At 36.5% G+C, this 25,633-nt stretch carries 28 protein-coding genes; 27 read left to right on the top strand and 1 reads right to left on the bottom strand.

The features are described 5' to 3' along the window. The first annotated feature begins 472 nt into the window (after window positions 1-472). The 20 genes from Y7E_RS0117235 (at window position 473) to Y7E_RS0117140 (ending at window position 18,093) form a co-directional block, all read left to right on the top strand. Window positions 473-1,228: a heptaprenyl diphosphate synthase component 1 gene (locus tag Y7E_RS0117235; RefSeq protein ID WP_017152518.1), complete on the top strand. Its 756-nt coding sequence runs from the start codon at window positions 473-475 to the stop codon at window positions 1,226-1,228. Window positions 1,229-1,258: 30 nt separating this feature from the next. Next, complete coding sequence (locus tag Y7E_RS0117230) at window positions 1,259-1,972, top strand: demethylmenaquinone methyltransferase (protein ID WP_017152517.1); 714 nt, start codon at window positions 1,259-1,261, stop codon at window positions 1,970-1,972. A gap of 31 nt (window positions 1,973-2,003) precedes the next feature. Further along, window positions 2,004-2,966 carry a heptaprenyl diphosphate synthase component II gene (gene hepT, locus Y7E_RS0117225; protein ID WP_017152516.1) on the top strand — a complete coding sequence of 321 codons (963 nt, stop codon included), beginning with the start codon at window positions 2,004-2,006 and terminating at the stop codon, window positions 2,964-2,966. A 125-nt stretch (window positions 2,967-3,091) separates the two neighbouring features. Beyond that, window positions 3,092-3,538 carry a nucleoside-diphosphate kinase gene (gene ndk / locus Y7E_RS0117220; protein ID WP_017152515.1) on the top strand — a complete coding sequence of 149 codons (447 nt, stop codon included), beginning with the start codon at window positions 3,092-3,094 and terminating at the stop codon, window positions 3,536-3,538. A gap of 295 nt (window positions 3,539-3,833) precedes the next feature. Next, a complete protein-coding gene (aroC, locus tag Y7E_RS0117215) occupies window positions 3,834-5,006 on the top strand; it encodes a chorismate synthase (RefSeq protein ID WP_017152514.1) in 1,173 nt (390 codons plus the stop codon). Then, window positions 5,006-6,097, top strand: coding sequence for a 3-dehydroquinate synthase (gene aroB / locus Y7E_RS0117210; RefSeq protein ID WP_017152513.1), 1,092 nt, complete (start codon window positions 5,006-5,008; stop codon window positions 6,095-6,097). Before aroC ends, aroB begins: the two co-directional genes overlap by 1 nt. Continuing rightward, on the top strand, window positions 6,094-6,264 hold the full coding sequence (locus Y7E_RS30040) for a chorismate mutase (protein WP_017152512.1): 171 nt from the start codon (window positions 6,094-6,096) through the stop codon (window positions 6,262-6,264). Before aroB ends, Y7E_RS30040 begins: the two co-directional genes overlap by 4 nt. Window positions 6,265-6,368: 104 nt before the next feature. Further along, on the top strand, window positions 6,369-7,481 hold the full coding sequence (hisC, locus tag Y7E_RS0117200) for a histidinol-phosphate transaminase (RefSeq protein ID WP_017152511.1): 1,113 nt from the start codon (window positions 6,369-6,371) through the stop codon (window positions 7,479-7,481). Between the two features lie 383 nt (window positions 7,482-7,864). Then, window positions 7,865-9,142 (top strand): 3-phosphoshikimate 1-carboxyvinyltransferase, encoded by a 1,278-nt coding sequence (gene aroA / locus Y7E_RS0117195; RefSeq protein ID WP_034278680.1) that lies wholly within the window; start codon window positions 7,865-7,867, stop codon window positions 9,140-9,142. A 122-nt stretch (window positions 9,143-9,264) separates the two neighbouring features. Then, window positions 9,265-10,527, top strand: coding sequence for a tetratricopeptide repeat protein (locus tag Y7E_RS0117190; RefSeq protein WP_017152509.1), 1,263 nt, complete (start codon window positions 9,265-9,267; stop codon window positions 10,525-10,527). Between the two features lie 73 nt (window positions 10,528-10,600). After that, window positions 10,601-11,137: a ReoY family proteolytic degradation factor gene (locus Y7E_RS0117185; protein WP_017152508.1), complete on the top strand. Its 537-nt coding sequence runs from the start codon at window positions 10,601-10,603 to the stop codon at window positions 11,135-11,137. A 161-nt stretch (window positions 11,138-11,298) separates the two neighbouring features. Next, window positions 11,299-11,763, top strand: coding sequence for a YpiF family protein (locus Y7E_RS0117180; protein WP_017152507.1), 465 nt, complete (start codon window positions 11,299-11,301; stop codon window positions 11,761-11,763). 139 nt (window positions 11,764-11,902) lie between these two features. Next, window positions 11,903-12,415, top strand: a complete 513-nt coding sequence (locus tag Y7E_RS0117175; RefSeq protein WP_017152506.1) for a QcrA and Rieske domain-containing protein — start codon at window positions 11,903-11,905, stop codon at window positions 12,413-12,415. Further along, window positions 12,416-13,090 carry a menaquinol-cytochrome c reductase cytochrome b subunit gene (gene qcrB / locus Y7E_RS0117170; RefSeq protein WP_000932700.1) on the top strand — a complete coding sequence of 225 codons (675 nt, stop codon included), beginning with the start codon at window positions 12,416-12,418 and terminating at the stop codon, window positions 13,088-13,090. 53 nt (window positions 13,091-13,143) lie between these two features. Further along, entirely contained in the window at window positions 13,144-13,911 is a 768-nt protein-coding gene (qcrC, locus tag Y7E_RS0117165; protein ID WP_017152505.1) for a menaquinol-cytochrome c reductase cytochrome b/c subunit, read from the top strand. Between the two features lie 234 nt (window positions 13,912-14,145). Then, window positions 14,146-14,736: a lipoprotein heptaprenylglyceryl N-acetyltransferase LhaT gene (lhaT, locus tag Y7E_RS0117160; RefSeq protein ID WP_017152504.1), complete on the top strand. Its 591-nt coding sequence runs from the start codon at window positions 14,146-14,148 to the stop codon at window positions 14,734-14,736. A 27-nt stretch (window positions 14,737-14,763) separates the two neighbouring features. After that, window positions 14,764-15,450: a lipoprotein intramolecular transacylase Lit gene (lit, locus tag Y7E_RS0117155; RefSeq protein WP_017152503.1), complete on the top strand. Its 687-nt coding sequence runs from the start codon at window positions 14,764-14,766 to the stop codon at window positions 15,448-15,450. A 227-nt stretch (window positions 15,451-15,677) separates the two neighbouring features. Then, window positions 15,678-16,466 (top strand): sporulation protein YpjB, encoded by a 789-nt coding sequence (gene ypjB / locus Y7E_RS0117150; protein WP_017152502.1) that lies wholly within the window; start codon window positions 15,678-15,680, stop codon window positions 16,464-16,466. A gap of 104 nt (window positions 16,467-16,570) precedes the next feature. Further along, window positions 16,571-17,254: a zinc metallopeptidase gene (locus Y7E_RS0117145; protein ID WP_017152501.1), complete on the top strand. Its 684-nt coding sequence runs from the start codon at window positions 16,571-16,573 to the stop codon at window positions 17,252-17,254. A gap of 185 nt (window positions 17,255-17,439) precedes the next feature. Continuing rightward, a complete protein-coding gene (locus tag Y7E_RS0117140) occupies window positions 17,440-18,093 on the top strand; it encodes a uracil-DNA glycosylase (RefSeq protein ID WP_017152500.1) in 654 nt (217 codons plus the stop codon). Between the two features lie 335 nt (window positions 18,094-18,428). Here Y7E_RS0117140 and Y7E_RS0117135 read toward each other — a convergent pair whose 3' ends face one another. After that, the gene (locus tag Y7E_RS0117135; RefSeq protein ID WP_017152499.1) at window positions 18,429-19,310 is read right to left on the bottom strand and encodes a YitT family protein; all 882 of its coding nucleotides are present in this window, start codon (window positions 19,308-19,310) and stop codon (window positions 18,429-18,431) included. 383 nt (window positions 19,311-19,693) lie between these two features. Here Y7E_RS0117135 and Y7E_RS0117130 point away from each other — a divergent pair, with 383 nt between their 5' ends. Genes Y7E_RS0117130 through Y7E_RS0117100 form a run of 7 tightly spaced genes read left to right on the top strand, consistent with a single transcriptional unit; the run spans window position 19,694 to window position 25,248 of the window. After that, the gene (locus Y7E_RS0117130; RefSeq protein ID WP_051128673.1) at window positions 19,694-20,035 is read left to right on the top strand and encodes a nucleotide pyrophosphohydrolase; all 342 of its coding nucleotides are present in this window, start codon (window positions 19,694-19,696) and stop codon (window positions 20,033-20,035) included. Continuing rightward, window positions 20,035-20,835 (top strand): 4-hydroxy-tetrahydrodipicolinate reductase, encoded by an 801-nt coding sequence (dapB, locus tag Y7E_RS0117125; protein ID WP_017152497.1) that lies wholly within the window; start codon window positions 20,035-20,037, stop codon window positions 20,833-20,835. The genes Y7E_RS0117130 and dapB overlap by 1 nt, the downstream gene beginning before the upstream one ends. A 14-nt stretch (window positions 20,836-20,849) precedes the next feature. Then, window positions 20,850-21,245 (top strand): methylglyoxal synthase, encoded by a 396-nt coding sequence (gene mgsA / locus Y7E_RS0117120; protein WP_017152496.1) that lies wholly within the window; start codon window positions 20,850-20,852, stop codon window positions 21,243-21,245. An 11-nt stretch (window positions 21,246-21,256) separates the two neighbouring features. Continuing rightward, entirely contained in the window at window positions 21,257-21,961 is a 705-nt protein-coding gene (gene bshB1 / locus Y7E_RS0117115) for a bacillithiol biosynthesis deacetylase BshB1 (protein ID WP_017152495.1), read from the top strand. Next, window positions 21,958-23,103 carry an N-acetyl-alpha-D-glucosaminyl L-malate synthase BshA gene (gene bshA / locus Y7E_RS0117110; protein ID WP_017152494.1) on the top strand — a complete coding sequence of 382 codons (1,146 nt, stop codon included), beginning with the start codon at window positions 21,958-21,960 and terminating at the stop codon, window positions 23,101-23,103. Before bshB1 ends, bshA begins: the two co-directional genes overlap by 4 nt. Continuing rightward, on the top strand, window positions 23,090-24,283 hold the full coding sequence (locus Y7E_RS0117105; RefSeq protein WP_017152493.1) for a CCA tRNA nucleotidyltransferase: 1,194 nt from the start codon (window positions 23,090-23,092) through the stop codon (window positions 24,281-24,283). The genes bshA and Y7E_RS0117105 overlap by 14 nt, the downstream gene beginning before the upstream one ends. Continuing rightward, entirely contained in the window at window positions 24,268-25,248 is a 981-nt protein-coding gene (locus Y7E_RS0117100; RefSeq protein WP_017152492.1) for a biotin--[acetyl-CoA-carboxylase] ligase, read from the top strand. Before Y7E_RS0117105 ends, Y7E_RS0117100 begins: the two co-directional genes overlap by 16 nt. The last annotated feature ends 385 nt before the right edge of the window (window positions 25,249-25,633 follow it).

Genomic DNA, 25,633 nt, shown 5'->3' with positions numbered 1-25,633 from the left:
CCGCATTAACGGGGAGTAAGACCCCTACCTCAAGATTCAGAGAGAAACGAGAAAGATAGGTGGGGGATAACTACCCGTAAAAGCCCGATTGGTGCGGGCTAACCATCAGTGGGGATGAAGAAAAACCCACTGATGGAAGTTTCACTTTATAGGTAGTAATACCTATACTCAAAAAAGAAATTGGGCGGGAGATTATTGTCTGCAAAATCTAAATTCTTATAAAGAGTAGGTAGAAAGGGACGCTTCATTTTAATGTGTGTTTATGAAGGGATAGATATAGTCTTTAAAAAGTTACATATATTTTTCTGGCTGTTCATAAACTTATAGGTGAGTGAATTTTTGTTTTTTATGCGTATTGCATGAATAGAAATCTAAATTGTAGTTTGTTTTGATTCCCCAAGTTTTGGTTATAGAAAATAGAGTGTATGTGTTATAATAGATTTTATGAATTAGAAAACAAGGGTGATTTTTTGTGTGTGACATCTACAGAGGGTATGCGGATATAAAGGAGCAGTTGCTAGCAAAACTGCGCCATCCTTATTTTATAAACTATATTGAAGAACCATTTATTGATGAAGAAAAAGTAGTACTTTTATATGCTGCTTTAAAAAGTGCAAATTTACATAAAGAACAAATTGATCACTATGTGGTAACGATTATGCTTGTGCAAATTGCTCTTGATACACATGAAAAGGTGTCAAACAAAGCAGATAAAGAAACGAGCGGATTTCATAAGCGCCGTCAGCTTACAGTCCTTGCAGGTGACTATTATAGTGGTTTGTATTATTATTTACTTTCAATGAATAGTGATATTGTACTGATTCGTGCACTGGCTGAAGGTATTAAAGAAATTAATGAACATAAAATTATGTTGTATCAGAAGGCGTATACAAAAGTTGATGAAGTAATAGAAAGCGTTATGACAATTGAATCGGCACTTCTGCAAAAAACATGTGATCATTTTCAATTATCACATTGGAAGCCGTTTATAGCGTATGCATTAGGGAGTAATCGTCTTCAAAAAGAGTATCAATTGCATGCTGAAGGACAAAATGCACCTGTTTTTCAAGCGGTTCAAGCAACTCTATCAAATGATGATGACAGAAACGTGGAAACCGTCTTTAAAGAGTGGTTGGAAGAAATGAACAAACAAGAACAAACATTTCTACAAAGTCATAAAGAAGTGGGCGATGTAGTTTCTACTTTAAAAGGTAAATTGAAAACATAAGCAATTTTATATTGGAAGAAGGGTAAGAGCATGCAGCAATCAAAAGAAGAAAGAGTACATGATGTATTTGAGAAAATTTCTGATAAATACGATGTAATGAATTCGGTTATAAGTTTTCAAAGGCATAAAGCATGGCGGAAAGAAACGATGCGAATTATGGATGTACAGCCTGGAAGTAAGGCGTTAGATGTGTGTTGTGGAACTGCTGATTGGACAATTGCACTTGCTGATGCTGTTGGAACAACTGGAAAAGTATATGGATTAGACTTTAGTGAAAATATGCTATCTGTTGGGAAAGAAAAAGTAAAAGCTTTAGGGTTAAATCATGTAGAACTTATGCATGGGAATGCGATGGAACTTTCATTTGAAGATAATACATTCGATTATGTAACAATCGGTTTTGGGTTGCGTAATGTCCCAGATTATATGCACGTGTTAAAAGAAATGGCGCGTGTAGTCAAACCAGGTGGAAAAGTGATTTGTTTAGAAACATCTCAACCAACGATGATTGGTTTTCGCCAGATGTATATTTTATATTTTAAATACATCATGCCGTTATTTGGAAAAATGTTTGCGAAAAGTTATAAGGAATATTCATGGCTTCAAGAGTCTGCTAGCACATTCCCTGGGATGAAAGAATTAGCAAAAATGTTTGAATCGGCAGGGCTTGAGCATGTGCAAGTGAAACCATTTACCTTTGGTGTAGCAGCTATGCACTTAGGATTTAAACCAAAATCAAAATAGAAAAAGACGTTTTTAGGTTAAGGTGAACAATATGAAGTTACAACTTATGTACTCTTTTTTACGATCGGATATTAATGTAATAGAAAAGGAATTAAAAAAGACTGTTGCTTCTGAGCAACGACTAATAGAAGATGCGGCACTACAGCTTATTGAAGCTGGTGGTAAACGAATTCGTCCTGTTTTTGTGCTCCTTGCGGGGAAGTTTGGAGACTACAAGTTAGATGCAATTAAACATGTTGCCGTTGCGTTAGAGCTCATTCATATGGCTTCTCTTGTGCATGATGATGTAATTGATGCAGCACTCCTGCGACGTAGTAGTGCAACTGTAAATGCAAAATGGGGAGATCGTATCGCAATGTATACGGGAGATTATTTGTTTGCAAAGTCTCTTGAGTGCATTACGAATTTAGAAGTTCCTGAAGCTCACCAGGCATTGTCGTATACAATTTTGGAAGTATGTAAAGGTGAAATCGAACAAATTAAGGATAAGTATGACTATAATCAAAATTTAAGAACGTATTTACGACGAATTAAAAGAAAAACAGCATTGTTGATTGCGGCTAGTTGTCAGTTAGGAGCCATTGCTTCTGGTGCAAGCCGTGATACTGTAAATCGTTTGTTTTGGTATGGTTATTTTGTTGGCATGTCTTATCAAATTATTGATGATATTTTAGATTTCGTTTCAACAGAAGAAAAATTAGGAAAACCTGCTGGTGGAGATTTATTGCAAGGAAACGTCACACTACCAGCTTTGTATGCAATGAAAGATCCAAAGCTTCGTGAAAAAATTGTATCTGTTCATGAAAATACAACTGCAAGTGAGATGAAAGAAATTATTCACGACATTAAGACAAGTCCAGCAATCGATCAGGCATTTGCATTTAGTGAACGTTATTTACATAAAGCATTAGAGGTAATAAAACCTTTACCACGTGGACAGGCAAAATATGCGTTGCAAAATGTTGCAAAGTATATTGGAAAACGAAAATTTTAATGATTTTCTTTTACAAATAAAATAATCTCTCTATTTCAAAACTATTGCACAATTGTGATAAGGGTGTTAATATGTGTGTGGGGATATACAATTACATACATAATTCAGAAGTGGAGAGATTTTTTATGGAAAAAACATTTCTAATGGTAAAACCAGACGGCGTACAACGTGCCTTCATTGGGGAAATTGTAGCTCGTTTTGAGAAAAAGGGCTTTCAATTAGTTGGTGCGAAATTAATGCAAGTTACTCCAGAAATTGCAGGAAAACATTACGCTGAGCACACAGAAAAACCTTTCTTTGGTGAATTAGTAGATTTCATTACATCTGGTCCTGTTTTTGCAATGGTATGGCAAGGTGAAGGTGTAGTAAATACTGCTCGTAATATGATGGGTAACACAAGACCTCATGAAGCGGCACCAGGTACAATTCGTGGCGATTTTGGTGTAACAGTTGCGAAAAATATTATCCATGGTTCTGATTCTCTAGAAAGTGCAGAACGTGAGATTGGTATTTTCTTTAAAGAAGAAGAATTAGTAGACTACTCAAAATTAATGAATCAATGGATTTACTAATTATTTTAAAATGATTTGTAAACGCTTTAATAACTGTGGTAATAGTGAAAAGTGCAAGGAGAGTGTGAATACTCTTCTTGCACTTTTTTAGTTTCAAATAGTTACGAAGTAAGGCTCGGTATGATATATTGATACATAAAGTGAAACTTCTATACAAGTATATAAATTGAAAAAAATGATATAAAACCTTTCTTTTTAGGAGGGGGATCGAATCCGTTCATGCATAGAAGCGGTCAGATCCTCTTCTCTCCCATTAATGCGAGATAAAATAATTATAAGAAAAGGGGAATAACCGATGCGATATATTACAGCTGGTGAATCTCATGGTCCGCAGCTTACGACAATTTTGGAAGGTATTCCAGCAGGGTTATCTTTAGTAGCAGATGATGTAAATGAAGAATTAGCAAGAAGACAGAAAGGTTACGGGCGTGGCAGACGCATGCAAATTGAAAAAGATCAAGCGCAAATTGTCAGTGGTGTCAGACATGGACGTACGCTTGGTTCTCCAATTGCGCTCGTTGTTGAAAATAAAGATTTTGCCCATTGGACAAAGGTTATGGGAGTAGATCCGCTAACTGAACAAGAAGCAAAAGAGATGAAAAGACAAATTACAAGACCGAGACCTGGTCATGCTGATTTAAATGGTGCAATTAAATACGGACACCGTGACATGAGAAATGTACTTGAGCGTTCTTCAGCACGTGAGACAACGGTTCGAGTTGCAGCAGGCGCTGTTGCGAAAAAACTTTTAGCAGAGTTAGGTGTAAAGGTTGCAGGGCATGTAATTGAAATTGGTGGTGTGAAGGCAGAAAAGCTTACATATGATTCAATAGAACGACTACAAGAAATTACAGAAGCATCTCCTGTTCGTTGTTTAGATGAAGAGGCAGGTAAAAAAATGATGCAGGCAATTGATGATGCAAAAACAAGTGGGGATTCTATTGGTGGCATTGTAGAAGTAATTGTAGAAGGAATGCCAGTTGGGGTAGGAAGTTATGTTCATTATGATCGAAAACTTGACGCGAAATTAGCAGCCGCAGTAATGAGCATTAATGCTTTTAAAGGTGTGGAAATTGGTATTGGATTTGAAGCAGCGCATAAGCCAGGGAGTCAAGTGCATGATGAAATTCTTTGGGATAAAGAAGATGGATATACAAGAAGAACAAATCATGCGGGTGGATTAGAAGGTGGTATGACAACAGGTATGCCGGTTGTCGTTCGAGGTGTCATGAAACCCATTCCAACGCTGTATAAACCCCTTCAAAGCGTTGATATTGATACGAAAGAAGCTTTTTCAGCGAGCATTGAACGTTCTGATAGTTGTGCTGTACCGGCAGCTAGCGTTGTGGCAGAAGCAGTTGTTGCATGGGAATTGGCAGTAGCTCTAGTAGAACAATTTGGAGCGGATCGTATGGATTGTATTCGTGAAAATATTAAGAAACATAATGAATATGCGAGGGAGTTTTAATGGAGAAAATACATATTCAGACGCAGTCTAAAGAGTATGATGTATATGTAGGGAAAGATGCGTTGTCACATTTGACAATGCTTGTTCGAAATATGAAACCAGCTGTTTCTAATGTAATGATCATTTCTGATGAATCTGTCGCATCATTTCATTTAAAAGAAGTTATGGATGCGTTGCAAGTAGAAAAACATGTTTTTTCATTTGTTGTTCCAAGTGGAGAGAAAGAAAAATCATTTGAAAATTTTTATGCGGCTCATACATCAGCGCTTGAAAACGGGATGGATCGACATTCTTTAGTTGTTGCACTTGGAGGAGGAATGATTGGTGATTTAGCTGGTTTTGTTGCGGCGACATTTATGCGTGGTATTCGCTTTATTCAAGTTCCAACAACGTTACTGGCACATGATAGCGCAGTTGGTGGGAAAGTTGCCATTAATCATCCATTAGGAAAAAATATGATTGGAGCGTTTCATCAGCCAGAAGCGGTGCTGTATCATACACCATTTTTAAATTCGTTACCGGAAAAAGAATGGCGTTCAGGATTTGCTGAAGCAATTAAACATGCTCTGATTGGTAATGTGGAATTATATCATTGGTTAAAGCGTGAAGTGAAGACATTAGAAGATATAAGAGATGAAAAGTTAATCTATATTCTAAAGAGAGCGATTCCTGTAAAAGCGAATATTGTAGCGCAAGATGAAACGGAAAAAGGTGTACGTGCTCACTTGAACTTTGGACATACATTAGGACATGCTCTTGAAAAAGAGATGGGGTATGGAAAAGTTACACATGGTGACGGAGTAGCGATTGGTATGTTATTCGCTATATTTTTAAGTGAACAAATTTATAAGATAGATCTCGGGTTTAAAGAAATTAAGCGCTGGTTTTCTCAGTATGGTTATCCGCATATGCCAAAGAATCTAAATATAGAACGCCTTGTACAAGTGATGAAGCAAGATAAAAAGGCGAACGCAGGAATAATTCGTATGGTACTTATGCAGGAATATGGGGTAGTAAATGTCGTATCTATTTCAGATAAGACTGTTCATACTGCATTAGAAGCATTTCAAAGAGAGGGAGAATCCATTTGATTCGCGCAATTCGCGGCGCGATTACAGTCGAACATAATGAAGTTGAGGAGATATTTGCTGCGACAGAGCGTTTAGTGAAAAGAATAGCAAATGATAATGGAATTTATCCCACTGATATTGTATCAGTGTTAACTTCTACGACAGCTGACATAAATGTATTCGTGTAATGATGACAGTCATGGAAAAAAATACATCATGAAGTAGAGCATGTATATTTAGAAAAGGCGATTGTACTGCGGCCTGATCTAGTAAAATGACAGGGGGAATCAAAATGAGAGTAAAAGAGCAATTGTTAACTTTGAAAGCATATGTACCTGGCAAAAACATTGAAGAAGTAAAAAGAGAATATGGATTATCTAAAATTGTAAAATTAGCATCTAATGAAAACCCGTTTGGCTGTTCAAAACGTGTAAAGGAAGCTTTAGCTTCCTTAAGTACGCAATATGCTTTATATCCAGATGGAGCAGCTTTTGAACTTCGTGAAAAAGTAGCTGCGCACCTTCATGTGAAACCAGAACAACTTTTATTTGGTAGTGGTTTAGATGAAGTAATTCAAATGATTAGTCGCGCCTTATTACAAAAAGGTACAAATGTTGTGATGGCAAATCCAACATTTTCACAATACCATCACCATGCTGTGATTGAAGGAGCAGAGGTTCGTGAAGTGCCGCTTAAGGATGGTATTCATGACTTGGATGCAATGCTTGAGAAAATTGATGAGAAAACGCAAATCGTATGGATTTGTAATCCGAATAATCCAACAGGAACATATGTAGAAAAGCAAAAATTACTTTCATTTTTAGAGGCGGTTCCAAAGTCAACACTCGTAATTATGGATGAAGCATATTATGAATATGCGGGGGCAAAAGATTATCCACAAACATTGCCACTTCTTGAAGAGTATGAAAATCTCATGGTGTTACGTACATTTTCAAAATCATATGGTTTAGCCGCTTTTCGTATTGGTTATGCTGTAGGGAATGAAAAACTCATACAGCAATTAGAAGTAGCGAGACTACCATTTAATACGTCGACTGTTGCACAAGTTGTAGCGTCAGTTGCAATAGAAGATCAAGAGTTTTTACATGAGTGTGTGAAGAAAAATGCCGAAGGGTTAAATCAATATTATACGTTCTGTGAGGAGTACGATGTTTTTTATTATCCATCACAAACAAATTTCATCTTCTTAAAGCTTGGGATTCCTGGTAATGAAGCATTTGAAAGATTAATGCGAAAAGGGTATATTGTTCGTTCAGGTGCTGCGTTTGGCTTGCCGGATGGTATTCGTATTACGGTTGGTTTAAAAGAAGAGAATGATGAGATTATTGAATTGCTTACGGAACTTGTGAAAGAGCAGAACAAGAAAGAAGAAACGTATTCTTGAGAAAAGCAGCGGCTCCTATTATAGGAGTCGTTTTCTTTTAGATTATAAAAGTTTCGAACGAGAAAACCCATCGCCTTTAGCCGTGGGAGAAGTCAAACATATTTGCACGATGAAGAAAGAAAGCAGTACAATAAAAGATATATACATACAAATTGAAAAAACGACATAAAACCTAAACTTTAGGTGGGAGAAATCATCGGCCAAGTAGAGAAGCGGTCAGCTCCTCTACTTGCCCCATGTTAAGTGAAAATAAAGAGAGAAATCGAGCGTAGATCATCTTTTGTTCTTCAGAGCAGCGACTTATATGTTAGAAAATCAAAATGGATATATAGATGATATAGGGATACGAAAGTATACATTATTTTTAATAGAGGTGATAAAAAATGAGGAGACTCATAAGGCGGAAAAATGGTTTGAATGGAAGAATTGCTGTGCCTGGAGATAAATCTATTTCACACCGTGCCGTGATGTTTGGAGCGATAGCAGAAGGAACAACAAAAATATCAAATTTTTTATTAGGAGAAGACTGTTTAAGTACGATTGCTTGCTTTCAAAAATTAGGAGTGATGATTGAACAAGATGGTACCGATGTCATTGTATATGGAAAAGGGTTAGCTGGATTAAAGGAACCGAAAGAGGTACTAGATGTAGGAAATTCAGGAACCACGATTCGTCTCATGCTCGGTATTTTAGCAAATACTCCTTTTCATTGTACTGTAATTGGCGATGCATCGATTGGAAAGCGTCCAATGAAGCGTGTCACAGTCCCTCTGCGTGAAATGAATGTGAAAATTGATGGAAGGGAAGATGGACAGTATACGCCTTTATCAATTCGTGGAGGAAATATAAAAGGTGTACACTATCATTCTCCTATAGCAAGTGCTCAAATAAAATCAGCTATTTTACTTGCAGGTTTGCAAGGAGAAGGAGTAACGGCAGTAACTGAACCGCTACAATCACGTGATCATACTGAGCGAATGCTACGTGCATTTGGTTGCGAAGTGAATAAAGAAGGGCAAACGGTTTCTTTAAAAGGTGGTCAATCGCTTGTGGGAAGGGGAATAGAGGTACCGGGAGATATTTCTTCAGCAGCCTTTTTTCTAGTAGCGGGTGTAATTGTACCAAATAGTAAACTTATATTGGAAAATGTTGGTTTAAACCCAACGAGAACAGGGATTTTAGATGTGTTATCAGAAATGGGAGCACTTATTTCAATTCGTAATGTCCGGAATGAAGAGTTTGAACCATGTGGAGATATTACAATTGAAACTTCTGAACTGAAAGGAATTGAAATTGGCGGTTCACTGATTCCAAGATTAATTGATGAAATCCCTATTATTGCTTTACTAGCAACACAGGCGATAGGAACAACAATTATTAAAGATGCAGAGGAGTTAAAAGTAAAAGAAACGAATCGTATCGATACAGTTGTTGATGAGCTTCGAAAATTGGGAGTGGAAATTGAAGCGACTCCAGATGGTATGATCATTAATGGAAATCAGAAGTTGCAAGGGAGTATTGTTAATAGTCATGGAGACCATCGCATTGGCATGATGCTTGCAATTGCGTCTTGTATAGCCGAAGGGGAAGTGCAAATTGAAAATGGTGATGCAGTCGCTGTATCCTATCCGAATTTTTTTGAGCAGTTAGAATCTCTGTGAAGCAAAAGAATCTTTTCAGTTTGGGAAGGTTCTTTTCTTCAGCCTTTTAGTTGCTTACATGACGACTGTTGTTTATGATTAATGAACAGAAGAGAATATTATAAGAGTTAAAGGAGACATTTATGCAAAAGTTTGAACAAGCTGTTTCTTACATTGAAAACGGCGAAGCAGAAAAAGGATTAGAACAATTAAAAGAATTGGTAAAACAAGGGACAGACGAAGAGAAATATGATATTGCTCGTTACTACCATACGCTTGGATTTATTGATGAAGCGCTAGAGATTACAGAAGATTTACGTTTGTTATATCCCGAAGAAAGTGAATTTACAATATTTTTAGCAGAATTATATATTGATTTAGATAAAGAAGATGAGGCAATCGAAGTACTCCATGATATTCCTGAAGATGATGAACTGTATGTTCAATCTCTATTACTTGTTGCGGATCTATTTCAAATGCAGGGCTTCGATGATGTTGCAGAACAAAAATTATTAAAAGCAAAAGAAATGATGCCAGAAGAGCCTGTTATTACTTTTGGACTAGCAGAACTTTATAGCAGTAAAGGGGAAGAGCGAAAAGCGATTGCCTATTATCAGTCACTACTTTCTGATCACAAAGTAATGGGAGGTGTTGTGATTGCCCTTCGCCTAGCTGAAACGTTAAGTGCAATTGGAAACTGGGAAGAAGCAATTACTTACTATGAAGAAGGGTTAGAAGAACAGAAAGATATTCATTCTTTATTTGGCTATGCATTTACACTTTATCAAGGTGAAGAGTATCAAAGATCAATTGGGGCTTGGCAAGAATTAAAAGAATTAGACCCAGAATATGCATCATTATATATGTATTTAGCTAAATGCTATGAAAAAGAGGGAATGCTTCAAGAAAGCTATGAAACACTTCATGAAGGAATTAAAATTGATGAGTTATCTGTGCCTCTTTATGTAGAACTTGCAAACATTGCAGCGAAGATAGGAAAATTAGCAGAGGCGGAAGAGTTGCTTCAAAAAGCATTACAGCTTGATCCAGGACATTTAGGTGCGATATTAAAATATGCATATATCTTAAAAGAACAAGAAAAATATGAAGAACTAATTGCTGTTGTAGAAAATGCAATGGATAGTGGAGAGCAAGATACACAATTGCTTTGGGATCTGGCATTTGCGAAAAAACAATTAGAAATGTATTCTGATGCATTAAAACACTATGAGAGTGCATATACTTCTTTTAAGAATCATCCAGATTTCTTGGAAGAGTACGGTTATTTTCTATTAGAAGAAGGTTTACGAAAAGAAGCGAAAGAAGTATTTACACGCTTACTACAACTGGACCCGACACAAATTCACATCGAAGAATTGCTATATAATTTAGAGGATTTTTCATAAGTTGGAAGGAAAGTGAATGCTGCTTCTTGAATTTAAATAAGAAAAGAGAAAGACAGAGGAGGGACTAAGCGCTATGAATACCCCTGTTTCTGTAAACGAGAAGAAGGATTTTGTAAAATGGTTTTTAAACAATTATCAACTGAAACAGCGTGAATGTGTATGGATTTTAAATTATTTAATGAGTCATGATCAATTAATGCACAAAGTCCACTTCGTAGAACATGCAAAATATTGCCCTCGTGGCTTAGTGATGTCAGCAAATTGTGTAAAAGATACACCGTTTCACTTCTTTAAACAAAATGTGATGACGACAGATGCAGAAAAATCGTTTCATGACATTCGTTTAAATCGGGATGAGGATATTTATATTCAACTTAATTTTAAATCATCGTTTCAAAATGCAAATTATGTAGCGGTATTAGAAGAAAATCCGTATTTACCAAAGCATATTGAAGTAAATGAAAAAGATCGTTTACTTGCAGAACGATTTTTAGAAGAGAGTGTATTTTCATTTCGAAGGGATCGACTGTTAAAGCAAATTGATGAAGCGCTGGACAATCAGGATAAGGAAGCTTTTTGTAAGTTAACAGAGGAATTGAAAAGATTGTAAGGAATATTAATTTTATTAAATTTTGACAAATTTCCGACTATTAAAAGAAAAACTACCTATATTAGGTAGTTTTTCTTTTTTTACCTGTTTTAGTATGGTTTAATAGATATAAAGTGAAAGTTCTGTCATTTAGAATGGAATACCAGGTAAAGGAGGGAATTATGGTGAAATGGGTTGTAAAAGATGCGGAGCAATTTGAACAGGCTAGAGAGTATGTGGATACTGGTATTATACCCCTTCTTTCTATTTCCGTAGCAAAAGAAATGAAGAGTATTGTAGCACAAGGGGAATTTATTGAAACTTTAAGTATGGAGTTAGAAAGAGAATATAAAGGAAGGGTGTTTCTACTACCTCCGTTTACTTATTTAGCTGAACAACAAAAGGGGGAGCAAGGGCGTTTGCAAGATTGGACAAGCCACTTGCAAAAGCAAGGGTTGAAACATATTGCTTATGTTACAAGTGATTTCGCATGGAAAGAGGGTGTGGATACGTTACCAGGTCATTTATTTTGGTTACCCGCTTTATCGTTAGAGGAATTTAGCGATCAAGCAAAAAGAGAAGTGATTCATGCGCATGTAAAAAATATAATGATTTCATTGACAGAAAAGTGGGAAAATGAAAAATAAGCAGATAGTTCTTATGATTATGAGTAGTATGATATTGACCTGCGCATGTGGGTATTATATCATGATAGTGTCCTAGTTTTTATTTTTTTATACTGTTTTGTCACGAGGGGACAATTTCTGATAGAGGGGGGAAATTTTCGTGAGCGAGAAAGAACATCGTGTGTCGAGAAGACAATTTTTAAACTACACGCTTACAGGTGTAGGAGGTTTTATGGCAGCTGGAGTTTTAATGCCAATGACGCGCTTTGCACTTGATCCAGTTTTAAAGAAAGAAGCAGGGGGAGATATGGTTGCTGTTGCACAAGTAAAAGATGTTACACAGGAACCGAAACGCTTTGACTTTAAAGTGAAGCAAGTGGACGGTTGGTATAAGTCAGAAGAGCCAAAATCAGCGTGGGTATATAAAAATGAAAGCGGCGACATTATAGCCTTATCTCCAGTGTGCAAGCACTTAGGGTGTACAGTAAACTGGAATTCGGACAAGGCTCATCCAAATCAATTCTTTTGCCCTTGTCATGCGGGACGTTATACGAAAGATGGTACGAATGTAAAGGGAACTCCGCCGCTTGCTCCACTTGATGTGTACGAATCTAAAGTGAAGGATGGAACGCTTTATTTAGGAAAAGCAAAGCCAAGAGGGGGTGCGAAATAGATGTTAAATAAAATTTATGATTGGGTGGACGAACGGTTAGATATTACACCGATATGGAGAGATATTGCCGACCATGAAGTACCCGAACATGTAAACCCAGCGCATCATTTTTCTGCATTCGTCTACTGCTTTGGAGGACTTACGTTTTTTGTTACTGTCATTCAAATTTTGTCAGGAATGTTTTTAACAATGTATTATGTACCCGATATTAAAAACGCTTGGGAATCGGTTTATTATTTACAAAATGAAGTTGCGTATGGACAAATTGTTCGTGGCATGCATCATTGGGGTGCTAGTCTTGTAATTGTAATGATGTTTTTACATACACTTAGGGTTTTCTTCCAAGGTGCATATAAGAAACCTCGTGAATTAAACTGGATTGTTGGTGTTCTTATTTTCTTTGTTATGCTAGGTCTTGGTTTTACCGGATATTTATTACCATGGGATATGAAAGCATTATTTGCAACAAAAGTAGGGATTCAAATCGCGGAACAAACGCCGCTTATCGGCCCTTATATTAAAACATTACTTGCTGGTCACTCCGAAATTGTCGGAGCTCAAACATTAACTCGCTTCTTTGCTATTCACGTCTTCTTCTTACCAGCAGCACTTCTAGGCTTAATGGCCTTCCACTTCATCATGATTCGCAAACAAGGTATTTCTGGTCCGCTATAAGAGATTGCTAATTTGAAAGAATAGGAGAAAAACTGAATTGAAGGAGGGAGATTATGCATCGCGGCAAAGGGATGAAGTTTGTGGGAGATTCACGAGTACCTGTAGCACGTAAACCGAATATCCCGAAAGATTATTCTGAATACCCAGGGAAAACAGAAGCGTTTTGGCCGAACTTCTTATTAAAAGAATGGATGGTTGGTGCGGTTTTTTTAATCGGTTATTTATGTTTAACGGTGGCACACCCGTCACCACTTGAGAGAATGGCGGATCCTACAGATGCAGGATATATACCACTTCCAGACTGGTATTTCTTATTTCTGTATCAGCTTTTAAAGTACTCATATGCATCAGGCTCATTTACTGTAATCGGTGCGTTTATTATGCCTGGGATTGCATTTGGAGCATTGTTATTGGCTCCATTTCTCGATCGAGGTCCTGAAAGGCGTCCATTGAAACGTCCAGTCGCAACTGGATTTATGCTTTTAGCAATTGCGTCTATCATCTTTTTAACATGGGAATCTGTGGCACATCATGACTGGGAAGCCGCTAAAAAACAAGGGGCAATCGTAAAAACGACACCGGTTGATAAAAATGATGAAGGTTATAAATTGATGGAAAAAAGTACATGTTTAACATGTCATGGTGATAACTTACAAGGTGGTGCAGCAGCACCAGCGTTGCAAAACTTAACGTTAAAACCAGAGGAAATTGCAAAGATTGCGAAAGATGGAAAAGGTGCAATGCCTAAAGGGATATTTAAAGGTACGGATGAAGAACTAAAAAAACTTTCAGAGTTCATTGCGAAATATAATAAAAAATAAGAGAGAGCTGACTGCAATTTTGTAGTCAGCTTTTCTATTTGGAAGAAGAAGTTTGTTATAATATATAAATACATTTTGATTTTTCAACATATAATTGGCTGCTACGAAGAACAAAAGGTGATCTGCATTCGTTTTCTCTCTCCCACCTAGAAAGAAAGGTTTTATATTCTTTTTTTAATTTGTATGTTGATGTAATAAAGAATGACTATATTTGAAAGGTGTTGTACATATAGATTGGCTTATTTGTATGCGTTATTAAGACAGCGTTCAGTTTTATTATTTTTGCTCATCATTAACATTTTAGGAACAATATATGGTTTTATTTGGTATGGAGAGCAACTGATGGAAACTTCAGTGATATTCTGGCCATTTGTACCTGATAGTCCTATTGCAAGTTTCTTTTTTGTTTTTGTATTACTGGCCTTTTTGCGCAATAAAAATTGGGGGCTAATAGAAACTTTAGCAATCGTTTCCTTAATGAAATACGGTATTTGGGCTGTTGTTGTAAATGGAATTATGTTTATGGTTAAGGGCGATCTTGGATTTATAAGTTATATGTTGGTGTTTTCTCATTTTGCAATGGCAGTACAAGGTTTATTGTATGCCCCATTTTACCGTATAAAAAAGTGGCATTTTATTGTAGCGGCTATATGGACATTACATAATGATGTAATCGACTATTTGTTTTGGCAAATGCCGAGATATGGTATTATGCATTTGTTTGTAGAACAGATTGGTTACTTTACATTTTGGTTAAGTATAGTTGTACTAGCTATTACGTATTATTATTGTTTGAGCAAGAATCGAAAGCAGTTTTCGTTATAAAATTAAATGAAGAATTGGGGAAAGTAAATGAATGAAAATAAGATTGGTGTAAGAGTATTGGATCGCTTAATCACTGTTATTGTCTCATACTGTATAGCATTTTCTATTTTTGCTATTGCAACTACAATTGTTGTATATGGAAAATGGCTATACTATGCAGATATACATTTTTTAAATATACCAGATTTAGCGAATATGACAGAGTCAGAAATTAAGAAGAACTATGATGTACTAATTACATACCTTTCTCCTTTTTATCATGGATCATTACAATTTCCTACATTGGATATGTCAACAAACGGAAGAATTCATTTTGTTGATGTGAAAAATATTTTAGTGAACATTCAATACGGAATGTGTATAGTGCTTGGGATTGCTTTATTGGGCGGGTGGTATTTATTACGTAAACGAAAGGTGAAGTTTTTATTACATGGTGCAATTTTGACCATTATATTCCCGATTGTGCTTACTTTACCAATTGTAATTGATTTTGAAAAGAGTTTTGTTCTATTTCATAAACTTCTTTTTAGCAATGATTATTGGCAATTTGATAGCGAAAAAGATCCTGTTATTCTCATGTTACCAGAACAATTTTTCATGCATGCAGCATGTGCAATTTTGTTATTCATTTTATGTGGTAGTGCGGTTTGTTATTTTATATATCGCTATTTACGAAAAAAGAGAAGAGCTTCCACGAACAATCTTAGTTCATAAAGAGAAACTTTAATTAGTGGGGAGTCTTCATCCCCCGCTGATGGTTAGTTGAACGAATCGGGCTTTTATGGGCAGTTACTCCCTATCTATTTTCCGCGTTTCTCTCTGAACCTTGAGGTGGGGTCTTACTGCCCGTTAATGCGGGATAAAATATTTTTCAGCTTCGTTCTGTTCTATTCTTGTCCACCTTAACATATTTTGTACTAGTAGTTATAGGGGGGACCGGAATGAAGAGAGTCTTAATTGGAATGATAGCATTTCTAATTATATTGTTTCCAGTACGTATATATGCTGAAAAATGGAATGAGTTAACGGGGCTATTAGATGATTCATTGCAACTTGTAAAACAAGAAGAATATGAGAAAGCAACGCAAGTATTACAGCATTTCTCAGAGCAATTTGTATTACGGGAGAATGAAAAAGAGAATAAACTAGCACCTATGCATTTTCGGGTAATTTCTTTAGCATATGATAGGGCACAGCAATCACTTGGGGAAGAAAGTGTAGATCGGCAAATAAAAATAGATGATGTATTGGCATTACAACTGGTGGTAGATGCGGAGGTGTCTAAGTATCAACCGCTTTGGGTAGAACGAGAAGGTCGTGTTATGGGGGCTTTTGCTAAAGTTGAAAAGGCACTTCAAATAGAAGATGATGAAAGCTTCCAACAATCGTTAAATACATTTTTACATGAATTTGATGTGATTTATCCAAGTTTAATGATTGCATTGCCAGAAAGTCAATCACAGCGTGTAAATGCTCATTTATCGTATTTAGATGAATTTCGTAATGTTATGTTAAAAAATAAAAGTGGGCAAACGCAATTAAGTATTATAAAAGGAGATTTACAAAAAATATTTCAAACAGCAAAGAAAGATGAAGTGGACTCTTCCCTCATATGGTTTATGACAATTACAGGTGGGCTCATTTTGTTCACATTAACATACGTCGGTTGGAGAAAATATAAGGGAGAGAAAGCAAAACGTACTAGCGGGATACATTCTAAAAATCGATAAGTTTCCTAATACAGACAAGGATTGTAAGGTTTCTTTATTGACAATATATAAAGAAGAAAATAGAATGGATAGTACTACGATTAAGACTTCAATGGAGGTTCATGATGGCTTTTTATTTAGTATATTTCGCGATCATTATGATCATACCGTTGTATGCACAGTCAAAAGTACGCAGTGCTTATAGTAAGTATTCACAAGTGTATTCAACATCGGGTATGACAGGAGCGGAAGTAGCTCGGAAAATTTTAGATGAAAATGGCTTATATAACGTAGCTGTAGAAGAAACGCCAGGGCATTTGTCAGATCACTATGATCCAACAGCAAAAACGGTTCGCTTGTCAACTGATAACTATTATGGTCATTCAGTTGCTGGAACAGCTGTAGCAGCTCATGAAGTAGGGCATGCGATTCAGGATGCGAAAGATTATAAATTTATGCGCGTTCGTCATTCATTAGTGCCTGTTGCAAACTTCGGATCGAATATGTCATGGGTGTTTATTATGATTGGTATATTTGCAACGATGTCAAAATTGTTGTTATTAGGAATTGTTTTAATGGCAGCGGGAGTACTTTTCCAACTCGTTACATTACCGGTTGAGTTTGATGCTTCAAAACGCGCGATGCAGCAAATTGAAGCACTTGGAATTGTATCGACAGATGAATATGGGCAAGCTCGTAAAGTATTGAATGCAGCGGCTTTAACATATGTTGCAGCTGCAGCCGTAGCAGTATTTGAATTGCTTCGTCTTGTATTAGTTTACACAGGCATGCAGCGTAGCGATGACTAAAGACTATCGATTCTGATAGTCTTTTTTGCTTATAAAAATATGAACCCGTGCTCTTTTTGAAATAAATAATATGTCTTTTTGTTTTGGAATCTATTTAGGATTGTAAATGAGGAAAGAGAGCGTAATGAATTTTAGGGAGAAAGTTATAATAAAAAGTATAGGTAAAGTGACTATGAGTGAAGGTGATGAAAATGCAATATCCAGATTCATTAGTGAAGCATGTGAAAGAGCGTAGTGCTAACTATGCATTAGAGGGTTTTTTATGTGGACAAGGTCCCGAAAAACCGAAACTGATGCTTGTTGGAGAAGCACCTGGAGAAACTGAAATTCATAATGGAATTCCGTTTAGTGGGAGAGCAGGGAAGCAGTTGATGGGTTTTTTAGAGCGTATCGGTCTTACAAGAGAAGAAGTATATATTACGAGCGCTGTCCGTAGCCGGCCTTATAAATGGAGAGAGAAAAGAGAGCAGAGCGGACAAGTTGTTCAGAAGAAATATAACCGAACACCAAACCAAGGAGAAATACTTGTGCATGCTCCTCTGCTAGATTATGAACTGGAACAGATTCAGACACCGGTTATTGTAACTCTTGGAAACATCGCATTAAAACGTTTGACAGGAAATGATAAAAAAATTACGGATGTTCACGGCCAATTATTACAGCAATCGGTGCGGAAATTGAAAAATAATCAAAGTACAGATTTTATATGGACTGAGAAAGTGTATAATATTTTTCCAACATTTCATCCGGCTTCTATTTTTTACAATAGAAGTTTGTTGGATTTGATTCATGAGGATTTAGAACAGTTGAGGAAGTACATATATATAAACCAAAATTAAAAAACGATATAAAGTGAAACTTTAATCAGTGGGGACTCCATTCCCCGCTGATTATTAACCCTCAACATTCGGGATAAATCTTTTCTTTTTAGGCGAGAGAGAGCATCTGGTCATGCATAGAAGCGGTCAAATCCTCTTCCTGTCTCATGCATGCTAATAAGTTAAAATAGATAGAGAAAACGAGTGCAAGTTACTTTTTGTTCTTCGGAGCAGCGATTATATGTCGAAAAATCAAAATAGATTTATGTAGTAGGCCTCTTTCTGGAATTATGTAAAAAACTAGAAAAGGTTATCAGGTACAATCGCTTTTCTAGTTTTATGCAGTTAATACTTTTTTAATTATGCAACGGATTCTTATTCTCATCTAACGTGAATCCTTCACCAACGACATCATGTACATCACTCACTGCAACAAATGCATGGGGATCTACAGAAGTAATAATGTTTTTTAGTTTTACGATTTCATTTTTTGCTACAACACAATAAAGCACATTTCGTTCAATCTTTGTATAGGAACCAACTGCTTTTAAAAAAGTAGCTCCGCGCTCCATTTCGGATAAAATTTTGGCTGCAATTTCGTCATTTTTGTCAGAAATAATGGTTGCGCCTTTTGCTGCATATGCTCCCTCTTGCATAAAGTCAATTACTTTTGCGCCAATAAAGACAGCAACTAACGTATACATGCCTTCGCGATACGATAAGTATGTAAGAATTGAAACGACAATGACAACAGCATCAAACATAAACATTGTTTTTCCCATACTCCAGCCAATATACTTATGTGCTAATCGTGCGATAATATCGACACCACCAGTTGTCCCCCCATACTTGAATATAATTCCGAGCCCAATTCCAATAAATGCTCCGGCGAACAACGCTGCTAATGTCATATCATTTTGTAAGTTCAAATGTAGATTTAGTGATTCGTAACGCTGGAAAATCCATAGAAATAAGGAGACGCTAAAAGTTCCAATTAATGTATATAGGAAAGTTGTTCGACCAAGTAATTTCCAGCCGACGAAAAAGAGAGGGATGTTTAAAATCAAGTTTGTATAAGAAGGATCGAGTGAAAATAGAAAATATAATAATAGCGTAATGCCTGTAAATCCGCCTTCTGCCAAGTGGTTTTCAATATTAATATTAACGATTCCAAAAGAGAAGATAGCGGAACCAATCAAAATAAATATAATGTTTTGAATCTTTAAGTTGATTTTCATGTAGCAAGCCTCCTAATATGTAATGGTTACTTCGCTCCGCTGAAATGGCTCATGAGGAAGAAACACAATAAGAATAGTAAGTCACTTGTATGGTTGTAATTGGTGAGAAGGAACCTTTTACAGGAAGAACGTTTGCAAAAGAAAGTTTCACTTTACCCCGCTCAAACGGCTGGTAGAAGATAAAGCCAAGAAGAAAGGGCGGACCAGCCGTAAGAGCCCGATTGGTTCAACTAATCTTTTGCAAAAAAACAATGCAAAAGAAAGTTTCACTTTATTATAGTCTATCCAAAAAAACGTGGCAAATAGGGATGAAAGTGGAATAATATTTGTCAAATCGCGATGAATTGGCTAACATGAAAGAGGAAGGATTAGAGGTGAACAACATGGAACAAAAAACGATGAAAGATATGCAGAAAGAAGTAGATGCATATATTAGTCAATTTAAAGAAGGTTATTTCAGTCCACTTGCAATGATGGCTCGTTTAACAGAAGAGATGGGTGAACTTGCAAGGGAAGTGAATCACTACTATGGTGAGAAGCCGAAGAAAACGACTGAAAAAGAACGAACAATTGAAGAAGAACTTGGAGATGTATTATTTGTTATGATTTGCATGGCAAATAGCTTACATATTGATTTAGAAACAGCGCATAACATTGTGATGAATAAATTTAATACACGTGATAAAGATCGCTGGACACGTATTGACGAGGGAGAGAAAAAATAATGAAAAATATTAAAGTAATTATTGCAGGGCCAAGAGGACGTATGGGGCATGAGGCAGTCCTTCTTATGGAAAGAACACCACATTTTAAATTAGTAGCAGCAGTGGATTATAAGCATGGTGGTGAAAAAATTTCCAATCTTCCTGGAATGCCTGCATTAGATGCTCCAATCTATGCGGATTTACATACTTGTTTAAATGAAGTAGATGCGGATGTATTGTTAGATTTAACGACACCAGAAATCGGAAAAAAACATGTTACACTTGCTGTTGAACATGGTCTTCGTTCTGTTATTGGTACGACAGGGTTTACAGAAGAAGAACTTCAGCATTTAACAGACACTGCGAAAAATAAACAGGTAGGTACCATTATTGCTCCAAACTTTGCAATTGGTGCAGTACTTATGATGAAGTTTTCTCAAATGGCAGCGAAATATTTCCAAGATGTTGAAGTGATCGAATTACATCACGATCAAAAATTAGATGCACCATCAGGTACAGCTGTAAAAACAGTAGATTTAATTCGTCAAAACCGTGAACCAAAACAACAAGGCCATCCGAACGAAACGGAACAATTAAAAGGAGCACGTGGTGCAAATGTAGATGGTATTCATATTCATAGTGTGCGTTTACCAGGGCTTATCGCGCATCAAGAAGTATTGTTTGGTGGAGATGGACAAATGTTAACAGTTCGTCATGACTCATTCAATCGAGCTTCATTTATGTCTGGAGTAAAATTATCTATCGAAACAGTAATGAATCTTGATCATCTTGTATACGGTTTAGAGAATATCATTGACTAAGGGAGAGACAACGGATGAAAATTGCCTTAATCGCACATGACAAAAAGAAAGATGATATGGTTTCGTTTGCATACGCATATAAACCAATTTTTGAACAACATGAACTTTTTGCAACGGGAACAACAGGGCTTCGTATTATGGAAGCGACAGGTTTAGCGGTTACAAGATATCAATCTGGTCCTCTTGGTGGTGACCAAGAGATTGGTGCAATGATTGCAAAAAATGATTTAGACATGGTAATTTTCTTCCGTGATCCGTTAACAGCACAACCGCATGAACCAGATGTAAATGCATTGCTTCGTTTATGTGATGTGTATGCGATTCCGCTTGCAACGAACATGGCAAGTGCTGAAATGTTAATGCATGCATTAAATCGGGGAGATTTAGACTACCGAAAGTTAAGAAAATGAGGGGAACAATTATGAGCGGATTACATATATTAGCGTTTGGTGCTCATGCCGATGATGTTGAAATCGGCATGGCAGGCACCATTGTAAAATATACGAACCAAGGATATAAAGTTAGCATTTGTGATTTGACAGAAGCTGATTTATCTTCAAACGGAACGGTGGAATTAAGAAAAGAAGAAGCGCAGGAAGCTGCTCGTATTATGGGAGTTGAAAAGCGAATTAATTTAGCAATGCCGGACCGTGGTTTGTATATGAAAGAAGAATATATACGTGAAATCGTAAAGATTATTCGTACATATAAGCCAACGCTAATTTTTGCACCATATTATGAAGATCGTCACCCAGATCATGCGAATTGTGCAAAACTTGTGGAAGAAGCTATATTTTCAGCAGGTGTTCGTAAATATATGCCAGAAATTCCACCGCATCGTGTACAATCTTTTTATTATTATATGATTAATGGTTTTCATAAACCGGATTTCTGTATAGATATTAGTGAACAGCTTTCTGAAAAGGTGGCAGCACTAGAAGCGTATGAAAGTCAGTTTACAACTGGAAGTGATGGCGTGAAGACACCTTTAACGGAAGGGTATGTTGAAACGGTAATCGCTCGTGAGAAAATGTTTGGAAAAGAAGTTGGGGTTACGTATGCCGAAGGATTTATGAGTAAGAAGCCAGTTTTATTACATGCTGATTTAATAGGAGGATGTAAATGAAATTGAAAATAGGTATTACATGTTATCCTTCTGTGGGTGGTTCTGGAGTTGTGGGAACGGAACTTGGAAAGCAACTAGCTGAACGAGGTCATGAAATCCACTTTATTACATCGGGCGTTCCATTCCGATTAAATAAAGTATATCCAAACATTTATTTTCATGAAGTAACAGTAAATCAATATTCTGTCTTTCAATATCCACCTTACGATTTAGCATTAGCAAGTAAAATGGCAGAGGTGGCACAGAGAGAAAACCTTGATATTTTACATGTGCATTATGCAATACCGCATGCAATTTGTGCATATTTAGCGAAACAAATGATTGGAGACAATATTAAGATAGTTACAACGTTACATGGAACGGACATTACTGTACTTGGATCAGATCCTTCTCTAAATAATTTAATACGATTTGGTATTGAACAATCAGATGTTGTTACGGCTGTATCTCATTCGTTAATTCAAGAAACGAATGAACTTGTAAAGCCAAATAAAGAAATTCAGACAGTATATAATTTTATCGATGAGCGTGTCTATTTTAAGAGAGATATGTCACAACTAAAGAAAGAATATGGCATATGTGAAAATGAAAAAATACTGATTCATATTTCGAACTTCCGCAAGGTCAAGCGTGTACAGGATGTTGTCCAGGCATTTTCTAAAATTGTAAAGGAAGTGGATGCGAAATTACTACTTGTTGGTGATGGGCCAGAGTTCTGTACAATTTTACAACTGGTGAAGGGTTTACATATTGAAGAACATGTTTTGTTTTTAGGAAAACAGGATAATGTTGCAGAGCTTCTTGCCATGAGTGATTTAATGTTGCTTTTATCAGAAAAAGAAAGCTTTGGTCTTGTTTTACTAGAAGCAATGGCTTGTGGTGTGCCATGCATTGGAACACGGGTTGGGGGCATTCCAGAGGTTATTAAACATGGTGAAACAGGCTATATATGCGAAGTCGGTGATACGCTAGGGATAGCAAAACAAGCGATACAACTGCTTAAGAATGAAGAGATTCATCGAAATATGGCAGAGCAAGCGATGGAAGCTGTATATGAGCAATTTCGTTCAGAAAAAATCGTTTCGCAATATGAGGCGATTTATTATGACATACTAAGGGATGACAAAGATGAAACGATTTAAACAAGCTGGAGCAATTATTGAGACATTAAAACAACATGGGCATGAGGCATATTTTGTTGGCGGAAGTGTGCGTGATTTCATTATTAATAGACCAATTGGTGATATTGATATTGCAACATCAGCTCTTCCAGAAGAGGTGATGCATTTATTCCCAAGACATGTCCCTGTTGGTCTTGAACACGGTACGGTTATTGTTGTCCAAGAAGGCGTTCCGTATGAAGTGACAACATTTCGAACAGAGAGTGATTATGAAGATTTTCGCAGACCAAGTAGTGTTCAGTTTGTTCGTTCATTAGAGGAAGATTTAAAACGACGAGATTTTACTATGAATGCGATTGCGATGAATGAAGAAGGAGAAATCATTGATTTATTTGCGGGGCAAGAGGCAATTCGTAAACAAGAAATTGCAACAGTTGGGAATGCCGCGGATCGCTTTCAAGAAGATGCACTACGTATGATGCGTGGTATTCGCTTTGTTAGCACATTAGGATTTTCTTTAGAGGAAAAAACGAAGTATGCGATCGGAAAATATGGACATTTACTAGAACATATAGCGATTGAAAGAATTACAGTTGAGTTTGAAAAGCTGTTAACAGGTACATATTGTGTAAAGGGGCTTCAAAAGTTAGTAGAGACGAAACTATTTACGCACTTACCATATTTACAAATGTCGGAAGAGAGAATTTTAAAAGCTGCGCAATATAACTGGGATTATTTTGAAACGGATATCGAGGCATGGGCATTTTTCCTATATTGTATCGGAGAAGAACATCCATCAGTTTTCTTACGTCAATGGAAATTTTCAAATAAAAAAATAAAAGATATTGTCGCTGTTATATTAGCAATTCGTTCTAGAAAAACAAAGTCATGGGATGCAGTTTTTCTATATAAAACAGGTATTCAAGTTGCCCTAATGGCAGAAAGAGTATATCAAACAATTATAGAGAATTATAATATGTCTTCAGTAGATCAAGTGCAGACGTTATTTCACTCATTACCCATTCAGAATCGTCAAGAAATGAATGTAAGCGGTAATGATTTATTAAGTTGGACAGAAAAAACGCCAGGACCGTGGGTGGCAGAAGTGTTGCAAAGGATTGAAGAAGAAATTTTACAAGAACAATTAGAAAATGAGAAAGAGAAAATAAGGGAGTGGCTACAGGGATGCAATCTACTATAAGAAAACAATTATTACAAGTTTTTTCTGAAGCAGATGGCGAATTTGTATCTGGTCAAATAATTAGTGATAAGCTCGGCTGTTCAAGAACAGCTGTTTGGAAACATATGGAAGACCTGCGGAGTGAAGGATACGAACTTGAAGCTGTGCGTCGCCTAGGGTACCGAATTGCGAGTAAGCCAGATAAAGTAACGGCGAATGAAATTCAGTTAGGCTTACAAACAGAATTTATAGGAAGAACTGTGTATTTTGAGGAATCTGTTGAATCTACGCAGCATATTGCGGCAAAACTTGCGTATGAAGGGGCAGCTGAAGGAACAATTGTAGTTGCAGAAGAACAAACAGCGGGGCGCGGGCGTTTAAGTAGAAAATGGCATTCGCCAAAAGGGACAGGAATTTGGATGAGTATTATTTTACGTCCATCTATTCCAGTTCATCATGCACCTCAGCTTACATTATTAGCAGCTGTTAGTGTAGCGCAAGCAATTGAGAAATGTACAGGTGTAAACGTTGGAATTAAATGGCCCAATGATATTTTAATTGAGGGGAAAAAGGCTGTTGGTATTTTAACAGAGATGCAGGCTGATCCTGATAAAATTAACGCTGTTATTATGGGAATTGGAATTAACGCTAACCAAGGACAAGAACATTTTGCGGATGAGATTAAACAAATTGCTACATCTTTAGCAATTGAATCAGGAAAACCAATTGTTCGAGCGGAGCTTATGCAACAGATCTTTTTACAAATGGAAAAGCTATATCAAGAATATGTAAAGAATGGCTTTTCAGTTATTAAGCTTTTATGGGAAAGTTATGCGATAAGTATCGGGAAAGAAATTACAGCTCGAACGATGAAAGATACGATTACAGGTATAGCAAAAGGAATTACAGCAGATGGTGTACTTATGTTAGAAGACCATAAAGGCCAAATTCATCATATTCATTCTGCTGATATAGAAATTAAGTAAAGGGAAGTTCCTATTTGGGAGCTTCTTTTTATTTGTACATTGGATGATAGCTAGAATAGAAATGTTGATATTACAGAGTTATATTCGTTGCTATATTTAAAATTTCACATACTGTAATGGAATAGAAAATTATTTTTTCAAAAAAATGTAGCAATTTTATTTCTTAGTTTGCTATAATTAGTTCGAATATGGGCAGTATCAGAGCGAACTGCACCATCATTTCAAGCAATGAAGAAAAATAATTTGGATTCTGCCTTGATCCAACAACGGACTGGGACAGAGGGATGAATTTTGCCGACTAACACAACCCATCTGCCCTTTTTTGGTCAGATGGGTTTTTTATATGATTTCGGCCATCTCCTCTCTCCTGAATAAAGGAGGAGTA

It is taken from the genome of Bacillus bingmayongensis (genome assembly GCF_000299035.1).
Lineage (GTDB): Bacteria > Bacillota > Bacilli > Bacillales > Bacillaceae_G > Bacillus_A > Bacillus_A bingmayongensis.
Note: the sequence above shows the minus strand (reverse complement) of the source record. Positions and strands in the feature narration are given on the sequence as shown.